The organism is Streptomyces sp. NPDC046335 (assembly GCF_055587985.1).
In genome coordinates this window covers 85,685-102,640 of the sequence record NZ_JBVJFF010000005.1, presented here as the reverse complement: position 1 = coordinate 102,640, position 16,956 = coordinate 85,685, and the positions used below count along the sequence as shown (strand labels likewise).

Annotated in this window: 13 protein-coding genes and 1 tRNA gene; 7 read left to right on the top strand and 7 right to left on the bottom strand. The window is 71.3% G+C overall.

Annotation, left to right across the window (positions count from 1 at the left end):
- The first annotated feature begins 55 nt into the window (after positions 1–55).
- A complete protein-coding gene (locus ACZ6JY_RS12830; RefSeq protein WP_469195207.1) occupies positions 56–1,354 on the top strand; it encodes a class I SAM-dependent methyltransferase in 1,299 nt (432 codons plus the stop codon).
- A gap of 89 nt (positions 1,355–1,443) precedes the next feature.
- On the opposite strand, the gene ACZ6JY_RS12825 is transcribed toward ACZ6JY_RS12830, so the two are convergent.
- Positions 1,444–3,969: an ABC transporter permease gene (locus tag ACZ6JY_RS12825; RefSeq protein WP_469195205.1), complete on the bottom strand. Its 2,526-nt coding sequence runs from the start codon at positions 3,967–3,969 to the stop codon at positions 1,444–1,446.
- A gap of 124 nt (positions 3,970–4,093) precedes the next feature.
- Positions 4,094–4,864 (bottom strand): ABC transporter ATP-binding protein, encoded by a 771-nt coding sequence (locus ACZ6JY_RS12820; RefSeq protein ID WP_469195203.1) that lies wholly within the window; start codon positions 4,862–4,864, stop codon positions 4,094–4,096.
- A 384-nt stretch (positions 4,865–5,248) separates the two neighbouring features.
- Between ACZ6JY_RS12820 and ACZ6JY_RS12815 the strand changes: the two genes are divergently transcribed.
- A tRNA-Leu gene (locus tag ACZ6JY_RS12815) sits at positions 5,249–5,331 on the top strand.
- A gap of 148 nt (positions 5,332–5,479) precedes the next feature.
- On the opposite strand, the gene ACZ6JY_RS12810 is transcribed toward ACZ6JY_RS12815, so the two are convergent.
- Positions 5,480–7,129 (bottom strand): IclR family transcriptional regulator domain-containing protein, encoded by a 1,650-nt coding sequence (locus ACZ6JY_RS12810; protein WP_469195201.1) that lies wholly within the window; start codon positions 7,127–7,129, stop codon positions 5,480–5,482.
- Between the two features lie 165 nt (positions 7,130–7,294).
- Between ACZ6JY_RS12810 and ACZ6JY_RS12805 the strand changes: the two genes are divergently transcribed.
- The 3 genes from ACZ6JY_RS12805 (at position 7,295) to ACZ6JY_RS12795 (ending at position 10,896) form a co-directional block, all read left to right on the top strand.
- The gene (locus ACZ6JY_RS12805; protein ID WP_469195199.1) at positions 7,295–8,473 is read left to right on the top strand and encodes a 4-hydroxybenzoate 3-monooxygenase; all 1,179 of its coding nucleotides are present in this window, start codon (positions 7,295–7,297) and stop codon (positions 8,471–8,473) included.
- A gap of 62 nt (positions 8,474–8,535) precedes the next feature.
- Complete coding sequence (locus ACZ6JY_RS12800; RefSeq protein ID WP_469195197.1) at positions 8,536–9,903, top strand: MFS transporter; 1,368 nt, start codon at positions 8,536–8,538, stop codon at positions 9,901–9,903.
- A 66-nt stretch (positions 9,904–9,969) separates the two neighbouring features.
- Entirely contained in the window at positions 9,970–10,896 is a 927-nt protein-coding gene (locus ACZ6JY_RS12795) for a Bax inhibitor-1/YccA family protein (RefSeq protein WP_469195195.1), read from the top strand.
- An 88-nt stretch (positions 10,897–10,984) separates the two neighbouring features.
- On the opposite strand, the gene ACZ6JY_RS12790 is transcribed toward ACZ6JY_RS12795, so the two are convergent.
- Positions 10,985–11,215, bottom strand: coding sequence for a DUF4287 domain-containing protein (locus ACZ6JY_RS12790; RefSeq protein ID WP_447039325.1), 231 nt, complete (start codon positions 11,213–11,215; stop codon positions 10,985–10,987).
- Positions 11,216–11,317: 102 nt separating this feature from the next.
- Here ACZ6JY_RS12790 and ACZ6JY_RS12785 point away from each other — a divergent pair, with 102 nt between their 5' ends.
- Positions 11,318–11,629, top strand: a complete 312-nt coding sequence (locus ACZ6JY_RS12785; RefSeq protein ID WP_469195194.1) for a hypothetical protein — start codon at positions 11,318–11,320, stop codon at positions 11,627–11,629.
- Positions 11,630–11,667: 38 nt separating this feature from the next.
- Here the strand turns inward: ACZ6JY_RS12785 and ACZ6JY_RS12780 are convergent, their stop codons facing one another.
- The 3 genes from ACZ6JY_RS12780 to ACZ6JY_RS12770 all read right to left on the bottom strand — a co-directional run bounded on the left by ACZ6JY_RS12780 (position 11,668) and on the right by ACZ6JY_RS12770 (position 15,338).
- Positions 11,668–12,504 carry a hypothetical protein gene (locus ACZ6JY_RS12780; protein WP_469196125.1) on the bottom strand — a complete coding sequence of 279 codons (837 nt, stop codon included), beginning with the start codon at positions 12,502–12,504 and terminating at the stop codon, positions 11,668–11,670.
- Between the two features lie 284 nt (positions 12,505–12,788).
- The gene (locus ACZ6JY_RS12775; RefSeq protein WP_469195192.1) at positions 12,789–14,009 is read right to left on the bottom strand and encodes an acetyl-CoA C-acetyltransferase; all 1,221 of its coding nucleotides are present in this window, start codon (positions 14,007–14,009) and stop codon (positions 12,789–12,791) included.
- Between the two features lie 306 nt (positions 14,010–14,315).
- Complete coding sequence (locus tag ACZ6JY_RS12770; protein ID WP_469195190.1) at positions 14,316–15,338, bottom strand: SGNH/GDSL hydrolase family protein; 1,023 nt, start codon at positions 15,336–15,338, stop codon at positions 14,316–14,318.
- 156 nt (positions 15,339–15,494) lie between these two features.
- Here ACZ6JY_RS12770 and ACZ6JY_RS12765 point away from each other — a divergent pair, with 156 nt between their 5' ends.
- Positions 15,495–16,886, top strand: a complete 1,392-nt coding sequence (locus tag ACZ6JY_RS12765) for a cystathionine beta-synthase (protein ID WP_469195188.1) — start codon at positions 15,495–15,497, stop codon at positions 16,884–16,886.
- Positions 16,887–16,956 lie beyond the last annotated feature (70 nt).

Sequence of the window (16,956 nt, the reverse complement as noted above, 5' to 3'; positions counted from 1 at the left end):
GACACGTCCCCCGCGCGCGTGTGCGAGGGACTCCCCTTCCACGGAGGTGTGCGCCATGCAGGACGCCGCACTGCGGCTGAAGAACCTCGCCGAGCAGCTCATGGGAGCCCCACTGCCGGTGCGTATCCGCGCCTGGGACGGGTCGGAGACGGGCCCGCCGGACGCCCCCGTCCTCGTCGTGCGCAACCGCCGCGCCCTGCGCCACCTGCTGTGGAAGCCGGGCGAACTGGGCCTGGCCCGCGCCTGGGTGGCCGGAGACCTGGACGTCGACGGCGACCTCTACACGGTCCTGGACCGGATGGCCGAATTCATCTGGGAGCGGGACGAGGACGCCCGGAGCCTGCGCCAGTCGCTGCGCGATCCCGCGGTCCGGTCCGCGGTCCGCTCGCTGATCGCCCTCTCCGCGCCGTTCCTGCCGCCCGCGCCGCCCCCGGAGGAGATGCGCAGACACGGCCGTCTCCACCTGCACACCAAGGGCAGCGACCGGAAGGCCATCAGCCACCACTACGACGTGGGCAACGACTTCTACGAGCTGGTCCTCGGCCCCTCGATGGTCTACTCCTGCGCCTACTGGGAGTCGCCGCGGAGCACCCTGGAGGACGCCCAGCGCGACAAGCTGGAGCTCATCTCCCGAAAGCTCGGCCTGAAGCCCGGCATGCGCCTGCTGGACGTCGGCTGCGGCTGGGGCTCCATGGCGATCCACGCGGCCCGCGAGCACGGCGTCACCGTCGTCGGCGTCACGCTCTCCCAGGAGCAGGCCGCGTACGCCAGGAAGCGGATCGCCGAGGAAGGCCTGACCGACCGGATCGAGATCCGCGTCCAGGACTACCGCGACGTGCGCGACGGTCCGTACGAGGCCATCTCGTCCATCGGCATGGCCGAACACGTCGGCTCCGAGCGCTATTTGGAGTACGCCCAGAACCTGTACGCCCTCCTCAAGCCGGGCGGGCGGCTGCTCAACCACCAGATCGCGCGCCGCCCGCAGGCCGACGAGTCCACGTACTCGGTGGACGAGTTCATCGACGCCTACGTCTTCCCCGACGGGGAGCTCGCGCCGCTGGGGACCACCGTCGGGCTTCTGGAGCGCGCCGGGTTCGAGGTCCGCGACGTGGAGGCCATCCGCGAGCACTACGCCTTGACCCTGCGCGGCTGGGTCGCCGATCTGGAGGCGAGGTGGCCCGAGGGCAAGCGGCTCACCTCGCCGGGGCGCGCCCGCGTCTGGCGGCTCTACATGGCCGCCTCCGCGCTCGCCTTCGAACACAACCGCATCGGCGTCAACCAGGTCCTCGCGGTGAAGACGCCCACGAGCGGCGCCTCGGGGATGCCGCTGCGGGCCCGCGACTGGCGCGCGTAGCAAGGCGTACGCGGAAGGGGCCCCGGGCGGTGATCTCGCGATCCTCCGCCCGGGGCCCCTTTCCCCTGCCGCTGCTGTTCCCCGTACCGCTACTCGCTCTTGATGGCCATCAGCGGGTTGAGCCTGGCCGCGCTGCGGGCCGGCCACACCGCGGCGAGGACGCCGACCACGGCCGCGATGGCGAGGAAGACGGCGATCCGGCCGAACGGGATCTCCATCGTGTACGTGGCCACCGCGTCGGCGACGCTGTTGCCGACGGCCCAGCCCATGAAGACGCCGAGGCCGATGCCGAGCACCGCGCCGAACAGGGAGATCACGACCGACTCCAGGCGCACCATCTGCTTGACCTTCGAGCGGTCGAGGCCGATGGCCCGCAACATGCCGATCTCGTGCTTCCGCTCGAAGACCGACATGGCCAGGGTGTTGATGACGCCGAGCACCGCGATCAGGATGGCCATCGCCAGGAGGCCGTAGAGCATGTTCAGCATCATGTTGATCATGCCTCCGATCTCGTTGCTGATGGCGTCCTTGTCCTGGATCTTGATGGCGGGGTTGTCGCCGAGAGCCTTGACGATGGCGTCCTCGGCCTTGTCGGAGGTGCCGCCCGCCATCTTCACCAGGACCTGCTCGTCGGTGATCTTCGACAGGTGCGGGTTCACGACGGAGAGCGGCGTGAACAGCCCGTTGATCATCTCGTTCTGCTCGTAGACGCCGGCGATCCGCAGCTTCGCCGTCTTGCCGTCGTCGAACTTCACCGGGACGGTGTCGCCCGCCTTCAGGTCCTGGTCGTCGGCGGTCTGCTTGTCCACCAGGGTGGAGTCACCCTTCAGACCGGCCAGTGAGCCGCTGGTGAAGTCCAGGCTCGCCAGCTCGCCGAAGGCCTTCTCGTCGATGCCGGAGACCTGGCTGGAGGAGCCGCCGATCTCGGCGTAGGCGGTGCGCAGCGGGCTGCTCGCCACGACGTCGGGGAGCTTGGCCAGCTTCTCGCCGACCTCGGGGGCCAGCGGCTCGTAGTTGGCCATGGAGACGGTGTAGTCGGCCTTCAGGGAGTCCGCGGCCATCTTGTTGATGGCGCTGCTCATGGAGGTGGCGACCACGGTCATCGCGGTGATGAGGGTCAGGCCGATCATCAGGGCCGCCGCGGTGGAGGCCGTACGGCGCGGGTTGCGCACCGAGTTGAGGCGGGCCAGCCTGCCCGTGACGCCGAACGGCCGCAGGAGCGGGGCCGAGGCGGCGATGAAGGGCCGCGAGAGCAGCGGCGTGAGGACGATGACGCCGACGAGGATGACCGCGGCGCCGCCGGCCATCACGTAGTTGTCCTCGTTGAGGAGCAGGACGATGCCGATGGCGACGATGATCGAACCGATGGTGTTGCGCACGACCAGGCCACGTGTGGTCGGCGTCGCGTGGACGCTGTTCATCGCGGCGATCGGCGGGATCCTCGCCGCGCGGCGGCCCGGCAGCCAGGCGGCCAGCATGGTCACGACCACGCCGATCAGCAGGGCGACGCCGATCGTGGTCGGGGCGATGACGAGAGGCCCGTCGGGCAGGGAGGCGCCCGCGGAGTTCATCAGGGACTCCAGGCCCACGGCCACGCCGATGCCGAGTGCGAAGCCCGTCACGGCGGCGACCAGGCCCACAAGGAACGCCTCGATGAGCACCGAGCGCGTCACCTGGCGGCGTGAGGCGCCGATGGCCCGCATCAGGGCCAGCTCCTTGGTGCGCTGGGCGACCAGCATGGTGAAGGTGTTGGCGATGATGAAGATGCCGACGAACAGCGCGATGCCGGCGAAGATCAGCAGGACCTGGCTCATCGAGCTGGTCTCCCGCTCGATCATGTCGGCCTGGTCGTCGGAGAGCTGCGTGCCGGTGAGGGCGTCCGTGTCCTTGGGCAGGATCTTCTCGATGGAGCTCTTCAGCGCCGTCTCGGAGGTGCCCGCGGCGGCCTTCACGTCGATCTCGTCGTACTCGCTCTTGCCGAGGAGCTTCTGCGCGGTGTCGTTGTCGAACACCACCAGGCTGCCGCCCGCGAGGACGTTGCCGTCCTCGGTGTCGAAGACGCCGCTGATCCTGGCGGTCTTCACGGGGCCGTCGGTGGAGTAGCGGACGGTGTCGCCGATCTCGTAGCCGGTGCGCTCGGCGGTACGGGAGTCCAGCGCGACGTCGGAGGCGGACTTCGGGGCGGAGCCCTCGGTGAAGTCGTACCGGGGGTCCTTGCCGTCCTTGCCGGGGTAGTAGTTGGCCCCGGTGGTGCCCCAGTCGCCGCCGACCAGCTTGCCGTCCTTGTCGGCGACGGCGGTGAAGCCGGAGACGGATCCGATGGCGGAGTCGGCGCCGGGCAGACCCTGCGTCTTCTTGAGGAAGGCGTCGGTCAGCGCCGGCGGCGTCTTGGCCTCGCCTTCCGCACCGTCGTCGTAGGGGGAGGAGCCGTAGCCCTGGATGGCGACGGAGACGTGGTCGAAGCTCTTGGCCGACTTGTTCTTGTAGGCGTTGCCGAAGGTATCGGTGAAGACCAGGGTGCCGGAGACGAAGGCGACGCCGAGCATGACGGCGAGCACGGTCATCAGCAGCCGGGCCTTGTGCGCGAGCACATTGCGCAGGGCGGTACGGAACATGGGAGTCAGTCCTGGTGAGGGGGGCGGGAGAAGTGCCCCGAAGGGGCCTTCTCAGGGGCACGGGGAACTGCGCGGCAAGCCACGACGTACGCGCGGGGAAGACCCGCGGACGTCGCCCGGAGCGCTAGCTCGTCCGCCCCTTGGCGTCGAAGTGCTTCATCCGGTCGAGCACGCCCTCGGCGGTCGGCCGGAGCATCTCGTCGACGATCCGCCCGTCCGCGAGGAAGATCACGCGGTCCGCGTACGAGGCGGCGACCGGGTCGTGCGTGACCATGACGACGGTCTGCCCGAGGTCCCGTACGGAGTTGCGGAGGAAGCCGAGGACTTCGGCGCCCGAGCGCGAGTCGAGGTTTCCGGTCGGCTCGTCACCGAAGATGATTTCCGGCTGGGAGGCGAGCGCCCGCGCCACGGCGACCCGCTGCTGCTGGCCGCCGGAGAGCTCCGTGGGCCGGTGGCTGAGCCGCCCGGAGAGCCCGACCATCTCGATGACCTGCTCCAGCCACCGCTTGTCGGGCTTGCGCCCGGCGATGTCCATGGGGAGCGTGATGTTCTCCAGGGCTGTCAGCGTGGGCAGCAGGTTGAAGGCCTGGAAGATGAAGCCGATCTTGTCTCGGCGGAGCTTCGTGAGCTGCTTGTCCTTGAGCGTGGACAGCTCGGTCTCGCCGAGCCGCACCGAGCCGGAGCTGAAGCTGTCCAGGCCCGCGACGCAGTGCATCAGGGTGGACTTGCCGGAGCCCGAGGGGCCCATGATCGCGGTGAACTCGCCCTGGCCGAAGTCGACGGAGACGTGGTCCAGGGCGACCACCTGGGTCTCACCCTGTCCGTACACCTTGGAGAGATCCGTGGCACGCGCGGCCACGGCGGTGGCGCGGGCGGCGAAGGGGGTGGTGGTCACGGGACGGTGCTCCTGTCGGGACGACGAGTGGGGACGTACTCCATCGTCCTGTCCGATCGGCGCCGTGTAGTCAGCCGCTGTTCCGGTTCCGAGGGCCCTCTCCGGTCGGACTTGAGAGCGGTGTGTCATACCTGGGGATGAGGGATGTCCCTGAGTCCGTGGGCGGCGGGGGGAACGGAAGGAGGGTGAAATTCCGTCATTCCGTGCAGAGGCCCATGAGACCGGCGGAGAGCATGGAAAGGCCTCCGGCATGTACCGATGGGTCGTGCCTGTGGCTGATGCACCCTCAGACGTCAATAAAATAAGACAACATCGGGATCTCCTTCCGCTGTTCGGGGGACGCCTCCCGATAAGGTCGAATCCTTGATGCGGGGCCCACGGCCTGCCCGGATGGTGGAATGCAGACACGGCGAGCTTAAACCTCGCTGCCCCTCGGGGGCGTGCCGGTTCGAGTCCGGCTCCGGGCACCTCCGCCACTGTGTGCGGAGATCCTTCACCACACACCTCGGTCCGGCCCTTGTGGGCCCCTCGTGCCTGATGGCACATCACCAAGCGTGTCCTGCGGCCGTGTTGGCCGCCGCGCCCCCGGTCTTCGCCTGTTCGGCCCGGCGGGGTTCAGGGCAGCCGCACCGCCTGGAAGCGGGCGGCGGTGTGCAGATCCGTCTCGATCGCCGCCGCCGTCTCGCGCAACGCGGGCAGCAGGGCGTCCCGGGTGTCGGCCAGGGGCGCCGTGCCCGCGTGCCGGGCGACGTTCAGGGCGGCGACGACCCGGCCCGCCGCGTCCCTGACGGGTACGGCCACCGAGCGCAGCCCCTCCTCCAGCTCCTGGTCGGCCGTGGCGTACCCGTCGGCGGCGACGCGCTCCAGGACGCGCGCGAGCTCGCCCGTGTCCGTCACGGTCAGCGGGGTCAGGGCGCGCGGCGGAGCCTCGCGCAGCAGCCGCTCGCGCTCCGGCACGGGCAGTCCGGCGAGCAGGACGCGGCCCATGGCGGTGGCGTACGCGGGGAAACGCGTGCCGAGGGTGATGCGGACGCTCATGACGCGGACCGTGGCGGCGCGTGCCACGTAGAGGATGTCCGTGCCGTCGAGGACGGTGACCGACGCCGACTGGTGGACCCGCTCGGTCAGCTCCCGCACGTGCGGCTCGGCGATGTCGGCGAAGGTGAGCCGGGAGAGCGCGGCGTGCCCGAGCTCCAGGATGCGGGGGAGCGGGCGGTACAGGCGCCCGTCGTGGGCCGCGTACCCCGCCAGCTCCAGTGTGCGCAGGCAGCGCCGCGCGGTGGCCCTCGTGAGGCCGGTGGCCGCGGCGAGCGCGGTCAGCGGCAGCCCGTCGCCGCGCGCCCCGCCGAGCGCCCGCAGGACGGCAAGGCCCCGCGCCAGTGACTGGAGGAACTCCGGGCCGAGCTCCGCCTTGGCCGCCGCCGGGTCGGTGGCGTGCACGGGCGCCGACGCGGCGCCGGGCGGCCCGGGGTCGGCCGCCGCGAGGACCTCGAGGCGCCCGGCCTCCGCGCGCAGCCGCGGCAGCACCGCCGCCGCGAGGCCCCGCGCCGTGTGCCTGCTGGTGTGGCTCACCGCGGAGAGGGCGTAACGCGCCCTGCCCGCCCGGTCGCGCACGGGGACCGCCACCGCGATCAGGCCCGGCTCGATCAACTGGTCGTCCAGGGCCCAGCCGGTCTCCCGTGAGCGGGCCACCCGGGCGGCCAGGTCCGGGATGTCCGCGGGCGCGGGGCCCGGCGGCAGCGCGGGGAACGCGGACTCCGCGGGGCCCGCCGCCACCCGGGCCCGCCAGGCGGCCCACCGCTCCTCGTCCCAGGCGTCCGCGAAGAGCGCGCCGGGCGCGCAGCGCTCCGGCGGCAGCAGGTCCCCGATGCGGAAGGCCACCGACATCGCGCGGCGCCGCGCCGCCTGCGTGACGAAGCGGACGCCGTCGCCGTCGGGCACCGCGAGCGACACGGACTCGTCCAGCTCGTCGGCGAGCCGGACCGTCCGCTCGGCCACCTCGCCGGTCAGGCCGCTGGCCGCGAGGTAGGCGTTGCCGAGCTCCATCAGGCGCGGCGTGAGGCGCAGCTCCTGACCGTCCGCGCGGACGTAGCCGAGCCTGACCAGGGTCGCCACGACCCGGTCGACCGTGGAGCGGGCCAGGCCCGTGGCCCGTACGAGGTCGCCCGCGCGCACATGGCCGGGGTCCGCCGCGGCCAGGGCGCGCAGGACGGCCAGGCCGCGCTCCAGGGGCCGTACGGACTCGCCCGCGGGCTCTTCGGGCATGCGGGACGCCTTCCTCGTACGTCGGAAAAACGGGTGCCGCACAACCGTTGACAGCGTGCGGGCGCGGTCGGAGACTCCCGTCAGCACATTATGAACGAAAGTTCACCAGGCGAACAAGTCTCACCAGGCGAACGAGTCTCGTCCGGCGACGAAGGGGATCCATCGATGCGCACGACCGTCGGAATCATCGGCGCGGGACCGGCCGGGCTGCTGCTCGCCCGGCTCCTCGACAACGCCGGCGTCGAGAACGTCGTCCTGGAGAGCCGCGACCGCGCCTACGTGGAACAGCGCCAGCGCGCCGGAATCCTGGAGCACGGCACCGCCGAGGTCCTGCGCGCCGCGGGCGCGGGCGGGCGCATGGACCGCGAGGGGCTCCCGCACGACGGCATCGAACTGCGCTTCGACCGCCGCAGGCACCGCGTCGACTTCCCCGCTCTCACCGGCGGCAGGAACGTCACCGTCTACGCCCAGACCGAGGTCTGCAAGGACCTCATCGCGCTGCGCCTCGACGGCGGCGGACCCCTGCTCTTCGAGGCCGAGGCGCTCGCGGTCGAGGGCGCGGACACCGCGGACCCGCGGGTCCGCTTCCGCCACCAGGGGCGGGAGTCCGTCCTGGAGTGCGACTACGTAGTGGGCTGCGACGGCTTCTGGGGCGTGGCCCGCAAGGCGGTGCCCGAAGCGCTCTCCCGGGTCTACGAGCGGACGTACCCCTTCGCCTGGCTCGGCATCCTCGCCGATGTGCCGCCCTCCCACGACGAGCTGGTCTACGCCCGCCACGACCGCGGCTTCGCGCTCCTGTCCATGCGGTCGCCGACCGTCACGCGCGCGTACCTCCAGGTCCCCGACAGCACCGACGCCGCCGAGTGGACCGGGAAGGAGATCTGGGACGAGCTGGACCGCCGCCTGGAGACCGACGACCCGGCCTGGACGCTGGAGCGCGGGCCCATCACCTCCACGTCCGTCACGCCCATGCGCAGCTACGTCCACGAGCCGATGCGCCACGGACGCCTCTTCCTCGCCGGGGACGCCGCGCACATCGTTCCGCCGACCGGCGCCAAGGGCCTCAACCTCGCCGTCGGCGACGTCGTCACCTTCGCCCGCGCGCTGACACTGCTGCGCGACAAGGGCGACGCGAGCCTCCTCGACGCGTACTCGCAGACCTGCCTGCGCCGCGTCTGGCAGGCCGAGCGCTTCTCGTACGCGATGACGACGCTGCTCCACCGCGCGCCCGACGCCACGCCCTTCGACGACCGCGTCCAGCTCGCCGGTCTTGACCGCATCACCACCGCGCGCTCGGCCGAGACCGACCTCGCCGAGAGCTACACGGGCTTCCCCCTCGACTGAGCCCGCCGTCCGCTCCGAAAGACCCCCGTCCCCACCAGGTCCCACAAAGAAGTGAGAACCCCGTGACCGCTCCCCGAGGCGTCGCGCCCCCGCGCACCTTCAGATCCGTCGCCCCCGTCATAGCCCTGTGCTGGCTCGTCGTCTTCTTCGACGGCATGGACGTCAACATCTACGGCGCCGTCATGCCCCACCTCCTGGACGACGAGGGCTTCGGCTTCACCGCGGCGACCGCGGGCACCATCGGCTCCTGGACCACCTTCGGCATGCTGATCGGGGCGCTCGGCTGCGGCACCCTCACCGACTGGGCCGGGCGCAAGCCGATGGTCATCGGCAGCGTCGTCCTCTTCTCGCTGGGCTCCGCCCTCTGCGCGCTCGCGCCGAGCGCCGCCTTCTTCGGCGCGGGACGCTTCGTCTCGGGGCTCGGCCTCGGCGGGCTCATGCCGATCGGTCTCGCGATCGTCGCCGAGTTCGCGCCGCCGCGCAGGGCCGCGCTGGCCACCGGCCTCATGATGACCTCGTACCACGCGGGCGGCATGGCGGCCACGGGCCTCGGCCTCGCGCTCGGGCCCGACCACGGCTGGCGTGTCGTCTTCTGGGCCGGTGTGATCCCCGCGGTCGTCGCCGTGCCGCTGGTCGTCAGGTGGCTGCCGGAGTCGCCCGGCGTGCTGCTCGCCAAGGGCCGCGCGCGGGAGGCGGAGACGGTCGCCGCCCGCTACCTCCTGCCGGTCCCGACCCTCGCCGAAGCCCCCGGGGCCGGGGCCAAGGGGCGGTTCTCGGCGGTCGCCTCGCTCTTCGCACCGGGGCGGCGGCTCGCCACCCCGCTGCTCTGGATCGCCTCCTTCGCCGGGCTCCTCCTGGTCTACGGCGTCTCCACCTGGCTGCCCGAGCTGATGCGGGCCTCGGGCTACTCGCTCTCCTCCTCCGTGACGTTCCTCATGGTGATCAACGCGGGCGGCATCGTCGGCATGCTCGTCGCCGGGCGGACCGCGGACCGCTTCGGGGCCGTCAAGGTCTCCGCCGTCTGGTTCGTGCTCACGGCGGGCGGCGCCTTCCTGCTCAGGGCCGAGCTGCCGCTCGGCGTCGCCTACGCCGTCGTCTTCGTCACCGGCATCTGGCTCTTCTCCGCCCAGGTCATGGTGTACGCGGCCACGCCCACGGTGTACGGGCCCGCGGAGCGCGCCACGGGCCTCGGCTGGGTCACCGGCGTCGGGCGCACGGGCGCGGTCGTGGGGCCCTGGCTGGGCGGCGCGGTCGTCGCGGGCGGCAACGCCTCGCTGGGCTTCACGACCTTCGCCGTGGCCGCCGTCCTCGGGGCCGTGGCCATCTCGCTGGTACCACTCGTACGGGGTAACGGTTCCGATCCGGGAACAGTGCGGGCACTCCCGCGCGTTCTCGGTCACAGAGAGGGAAAGATCCTCCCCAAGCACTAGGGTCATCCCTTTGCCTACGCATTACTCTTGAGGCAAAGCCACACACGGTGGCCATGGAGGAGTGAAATGAGGAGCAGTAACCCGGTCTTCTCGCGACGGGGGTTCAGCCGCGACAACGGCCACGCCGGCTTCGGCGCGCAGCCGCAGGCCGGGGGACCCGCAGCCGCGACCCAGACCCAGCAGGGCAACCCGTACGCGCAGGGCAATCCGTACGCCGGCCAGCAGGCCCCCGCGGCCAACCCCTACGCCACGAACCCGTACGCCCAGCAGGACGTCCAGCACGGTGCCCCCGCGCCGATGACGTCCGCCGGCCGCATGACGATGGACGACGTCGTCATGCGTACGGCGACCACGCTCGGCACGCTCGTCGTCACGGCAGCGATCGCCTGGGCACTGCTGCCGGTGGACGACGCCAACATCAGCAAGTCGTACGGCATCGCCATCGGCGCCGGTCTGATCGCGATGGTCCTCGGCCTCGTGCAGGCCTTCAAGCGCAAGGCCTCGCCCGCGCTGATCCTGACGTACGCCGCGCTGGAAGGCGTCTTCCTCGGCGTCATCTCCAGCGTCGTCGACAACCGCATCGCGAGCGGCGCGGCCATGCAGGCCGTCCTCGGCACGATGGCCGTCTTCATCGGCGTCCTCGTGGCGTACAAGGCGGGCTGGATCCGCGTCAACCGTCGCTTCTACGGCTTCGTGATGGCCGCGGCGATGGGCTTCCTGCTGCTGACCGCCGTGAACCTGCTCTTCATGGTCTTCGGCGGCGGTGACGGCCTCGGCTTCCGCAGCGGTGGCCTCGGCATCGTCTTCGGCATCGTCGGCATCCTGCTCGGCGCCTGCTTCCTGGCCCTCGACTTCAAGCAGGTCGAGGACGGCATCGCCTACGGCGCGCCGAAGGAAGAGGCCTGGCTGGCGGCGTTCGGCCTGACGATGACGCTCGTCTGGATCTACATGGAGTTCCTGCGCCTGATCGCGATCTTCTCGGGCAACGACTGACGGTGATCGCCGGGTGACCGGCAGTCGAAGGGCCCGCGGACCGTTCCGGTCCGCGGGCCCTTCGTCGTGTGGGTGAGGGAGAGTCGGTTCAGAGCAGGTTGCGGGCGGCCCGCCGCAGGTCGTACTCATGGATGATCGCCTTCGCATGGCCGTATGCGAGGTTGTGCTCGGCGCGGAGCCAGCTCACCTTCTCCTCGAAGCGGCAGAGAGAAGGGCCTTCGTCCACGGCGCGGAGCCAGTCGGACACTTCTCGACCGGTGCAGTGGGGGATTCGGGCGATCAGGTTGCGGTGGGTCTCCTCGGAGAAGACTTGTGACATCGGCGCCTCCGGACGCGTCGCGATGTGTTCCGTCCTTCACGACACCGTGCCTGAGCGTTGGTGCGTTGGCAACAGTCCCGCAGCGGCGCATAAGGTCGCGGGGTGCTCGATACGACGCCTTTGACGGCCGCAGTGGACCATTTCGCCGACCGGCTGCGGGCCGCGCCGCAGAGCCGCCTCCAGCGCGGGGCGGCGACCGAGGCGCTCGCCCTGGCCAGGGAGTTGGCCGTGCGCACGCAGGCCATCGAGGAACCGGGGGCGCCGCCGCGGGAGATGCCGGACGCGGGGATGTTCGCCGCCGCCGACCAGATCACCGTCGCGGGGCACGACCTGGCCCTCGTGCTCGACGACCCCGAAGAGCTGGCGCGGGCGCTCGAACTCGTGGCGCGGGCACAGAAGAAGGCCGGGGTGTAGGGAGCCCGTCCCCGCACCCCGGCCTTCCCCGGATGCCGTCAGACCGAGGCGATGACGCGGTCCGCGAGGATGTAGACGTTCTCGGTGCCGCACTCGAAGGTCAGGGCGTACGCGCCCGAGATGCCCGAGCCGCCGAGCAGCACCGGGGTCTGGCCCTCGCGCAGGGCGTGGGCGAGCAGTTCCGCGGTCTCGCGGTGGCCCGGCGTCATGCAGAGCGTCGTGCCGTCCGCGAAGACGTACACGTCCAGGGTGCCCAGCGGGCCGGGACGGACGTCGGCAAGGGCGGTGCGGGCGTCGGCCAGCTCCTCCAGGCACGCGACCGTGCGCTCATGGTCGCCGTAGCCCTCGGCGGGGGGCGTCTGCACCGGCACGAAGTCGGGGTGCGAGGGGTGGCGGCGGCGGGCCGCGGCCAGCTCGGGCGAGTCCCCGGCGAACTCGTCGGCCGCCGGTTCGGCGAAGGGCTCGGTCACCGGCTCCAGGCTGTCCGCCTCCAGGCCCGCGAAGTCCGTCTGACGGGGCAGGAACAGCTCGTCGGCGATGCCGTCGGGCAGGCCCGGCAGACCGTGCAGGAGGGACGGCGTGTCCGTGCCGTCGCGGGTCTCCTGGGCGGCCCAGAAGGCACGGGCCTCGGCGAGCTCGCGCTCCCGCTCCTCGGCGAGCGCCTCGGCCACGGCCGCGCGTATCTCGTCGGTGTCCACGGCGGTACGGGCGGCCGGCACCGCTGGGTGCGGGACGCTCGCGGCGCGGCTCTCGGCCAGCTCGGCCTGGAGGGTTCTGATTTCAGCGAGCTGCTTCCGGAGCCCGTACACGGCGTGCAGGGCGGCGGCGCCCACGGCCGTGGCAGCGGCCGCGGAGAGCAGCAGGGCAAGAGGCATGGCGCTCACTGACGTACTCCCGGTTTCAAGTCGACCCCCGACTTCCTACATCAGCTTGAAGCCTGCACGATCCACCTGTCAGTGCATTACGTCACGAAGTGGACAGGACTTTGGCCCCGGTGTTTACCCACAGATGGGCTCTGAGCTGGGCATATGTATCTCCCCCAGGAGATAGGTCACATCCTGGGGGAGATTGGGTCACGAAAAGATGCAGAGACTGAGCGTCAGTCAAGCGAACTCTGCGTCAACGAAAACGTGCGTTTTCCGGTCGATCGGCCGTCGGGTCAGCTGAGGCGCTCGATGACCATCGCCATGCCCTGGCCGCCGCCGACGCACATCGTCTCCAGGCCGAACTGCTTGTCGTGGAACTGGAGGGAGTTGATGAGCGTGCCGGTGATGCGGGCGCCCGTCATGCCGAAGGGGTGGCCGACGGCGATGGCGCCGCCGTTGACGTTCAGCTTGTCGAGGGGGATGTCCAGGTCGCGGTAGCTGGGGATCACCTGGGCGGCGAAGGCCTCGTTGATCTCGACCAGGTCGATGTCGTCGATGGTGAGACCGGCGCGCCGGAGGGCCTGCTTGCTGGCCTCGACCGGGCCCAGGCCCATGATCTCGGGGGAGAGGCCGGTGACGCCGGTGGAGACGATGCGGGCGAGCGGGGTCAGGCCGAGCTCGCGGGCCTTGGTGTCGCTCATGATCACGAGGGCGGCGGCGCCGTCGTTCAGCGGGCAGCAGTTGCCGGCGGTGACCAGGCCGTCGGGGCGGAAGACGGGCTTCAGGCCCTGTACGCCCTCCATGGTGACGCCCGCGCGGGGGCCGTCGTCCTTGCTGACGACCGTGCCGTCGGGGGTGGTCACCGGGGTGATCTCGCGCTCCCAGAAGCCGTTCTTGATGGCTTCCTCGGCGAGGTTCTGTGAGCGGACGCCGAACTCGTCCATGTCCTGGCGGGTGACGCCCTTGCTGCGGGCGAGGTTCTCCGCGGTCTGGCCCATCGCGATGTAGGCGTCCGGGACCAGGCCGTCCTCGCGCGGGTCGTGCCAGCTGGAGCCCTCGGTCTGGGCGACGGCCGCGGTGCGGGCCTCGGCGTCGGCGAAGAGGGGGTTGTGGGTGTCGGGGAGGCCGTCGCTGGTGCCCTTCACGCTCCGGGACACCATCTCGACACCGGCGGAGATGAAGACGTCGCCCTCGCCCGCCTTGATGGCGTGCAGGGCCATACGGGACGTCTGGAGGGAGGAGGAGCAGTACCGGGTGACGGTGCAGCCCGGCAGGTGGTCCATGCCCATCTGCACGGCGACGATGCGGCCGAGGTTGTGCCCCTGCTCGCCGCCCGGCAGGCCGCAGCCGAGCATCAGGTCGTCGATGTCCTTCGGGTCGAGCTCCGGGACCTTGGCGAGGGCGGCCCCGATGATCGTGGCGGTCAGGTCGTCCGGGCGCAGGTCCTTCAGCGAGCCCTTGAAGGCGCGGCCGATCGGGGTGCGGGCGGCAGAGACGATCACGGCTTCGGGCATCTCGGGCTCTCCTCTGGCGGGGGCGCCCCTGGCGGTGGGGCTTCCGGCTTGCTTCGGCTGGACTCTCTGGGAAGTTACCTGCACGTAGTGGTGACCGTCACGGGGGCGGGGCTGTGATGCGGGACGCATTTCTAAGCGAGCGCTCAGGCCTGCGGGGCTTGGGCGGTTTCCCCGTGGCGGGGCCGTGTTGCCGCTGCGCGGCGGCTTCTCGGTTTCGTGCGTCCCCGCAGGCCGTCCCGGGTTGCTCGCGCAGTTCCCCGCGCCCCTTCGGGCGCGGGGCCGCGGATGTCGACGACAGGTGATGGCCTAGCGCGCCGCAGGTGACGGTTCCGGGGTCTGGATGCGTCGGCGGCGGCGGCGCTTGAGGAGGGCCCAGGGGCCCCGCGGGCCCGTGGGCATGGCGGCCGTGACCTCCGTGCCCCCCTCGGCCGCCGCCTGAGCCGCGGCACGGGCCACCGGCAGGAAGCCCTCGTCCCGCGAGACATCGGGGTGCTCCTCCTCCGGCCACACCCCGAGCGCGGCGCAGAGCGTGGGAAGCACCGCCATGGCGGCGGTGGCGTACCCCTCGGCCGAGGGGTGGTAATTGTCGGGACCGAACAGTTCCCGGGGGTTCGCCGCGAACTCGGGGCCGAGCAGGTCGCCGAGGGAGACCGTCCGGCCGCCCTGCTCGACCACACCGATCGTCTGCGCCGCGGCCAGCTGCCGCGAGACCCGCCGGGCCAGCCAACGTAGCGGCTGGTAGACGTTCTCGACGGAGCTGAGGTCGGGGCACGTACCCACGACGACCTCCGCCCCCGCGGTCCGCAGCCGCCGCACGGCCGCGGAAAGGCACCGCACCGAGCGGGTCGCCGGCATCCGGTGCGTCACGTCATTGGCGCCGATCATGATGACGCAGACGTCCGGCACCCAGGACGGGTCCGAGAGGATCAGCGTCACCTGCCGGTCCAGGTCGTCCGACTGGGCGCCCGGCAGCGCAACGTTCCGCAGGTCGACGGGCCGCTCCGCGACCGCCGCGAGCCCCGAGGCGAGCAGCGCCGCCGGGGTCTGCCTGGCCCGGTGCACGCCCTGCCCCGCGGCCGTGGAGTCACCGAGCATGGCGAACCGCAACGGCTCCCAGCTGGGCGGACGCTCCGTATCGTCCGGGAACGCCCGGCCGTAGCGGCCGTCCGCCCGCGGTGGGTCCGCGTGGGCCCCGCCGCCCACGTACCGCTTCGCGAGCTGTAGCTCGGCGAGCACCACACCCACCGCGGCGGCGCCGATGAGCCCGATGCCTCCGCCGCCGTACGCCGCGCCCGCTGCGATCCGTCGTGCCACCCTCGCCCTCGACATGCCTCGCAGCCACCTCCTCGTCGCCGATTCGCCGTACATCCACTCATTGCCCCGTAAGCACGGTCGGCCAATCGCGTGCGGAGGTGAACGGATGAGGTGGAGCCTTAGGCTGACCGCACCAAACCCGTCGCACTACATCGCAGCCCGGAGACAACGGTGCAATTCCACGATTCGATGATCAGCCTCGTCGGCAACACCCCGCTGGTGAGGCTCAACAACGTGACCGCGGGCATCCAGGCGACCGTCCTGGCCAAGGTCGAGTACTTCAACCCCGGCGGATCCGTGAAGGACCGCATCGCGCTGCGCATGATCGAGGCGGCCGAGCAGAGCGGGGAACTGAAGCCCGGCGGCACCATCGTCGAGCCGACGTCCGGCAACACCGGGGTGGGCCTCGCCATCGTGGCCCAGCAGAAGGGCTACAAGTGCATCTTCGTCTGCCCCGACAAGGTGTCGCTCGACAAGATCAACGTGCTGCGGGCGTACGGCGCCGACGTCGTCGTCTGCCCCACCGCCGTTGATCCCGAGCACCCGGACTCGTACTACAACGTCTCCGACCGCCTCGTGCGCGAGACGCCCGGCGCCTGGAAGCCCGACCAGTACAGCAACCCGAACAACCCGCTCTCCCACTACCACTCCACGGGCCCCGAGCTCTGGGAGCAGACGGAGGGCAGGATCACCCACTTCGTGACGGGCATCGGCACCGGCGGCACCATCTCCGGCACGGGCGGCTATCTGAAGGAGATCTCCAAGGGCGCGGTCACCGTCGTGGGCGCCGACCCCGAGGGGTCCGTGTACTCCGGCGGCTCCGGGCGGCCCTACCTCGTCGAGGGCGTCGGCGAGGACTTCTGGCCGACGGCGTACGACCGTACCGTCACCGACGAGATCATCGCGGTGTCCGACAAGGACTCCTTCCAGATGACGCGGCGCCTGGCCAAGGAGGAGGGGCTGCTCGTCGGCGGCTCCTGCGGCATGGCCGTCGTGGCGGCGCTGCGGGTCGCCGAGCGGCTGGGCCCGGACGACGTCGTGGTCGTGCTCCTGCCCGACTCCGGGCGCGGCTACATGAGCAAGATCTTCAGCGACGAGTGGATGAACGACTACGGGTTCCTGGAGCAGCCCGGCGACGCGCCCCGCGTCGGCGACGTGCTGAGCCGCAAGGAGGGCGGGGCGCTGCCCTCGCTGGTGCACATGCACCCCGAGGAGACGGTCGGCGAGGCCATCGACGTACTGCGGGAGTACGGCGTCTCGCAGATGCCCATCGTGAAGCCGGGCGCGGGTCACCCCGACGTGATGGCCGCGGAGGTCATCGGCTCGGTCGTGGAGCGGGAGCTCCTGGACGCCCTGTTCGCGCGGCGCGCCTCGCTCTCCGACCCGCTGGAGAAGCACATGTCGGACCCGCTGCCGCAGGTCGGCTCCGGTGAGCCGGTGGCCGACCTCATGTCGGTGCTCGGCGGCGCGGACGCGGCGATCGTCCTGGTCGAGGGCAAGCCGACCGGCGTCGTGAGCCGCCAGGACCTGCTCGCGTTCCTCGCGGAGCAGCAGGGTCAGTAAGGACTTCGCGGAAGCGGTACGCGCACGACATGTGTACGCAGCACCCGCTTAACACTGCTCCGGCACATTG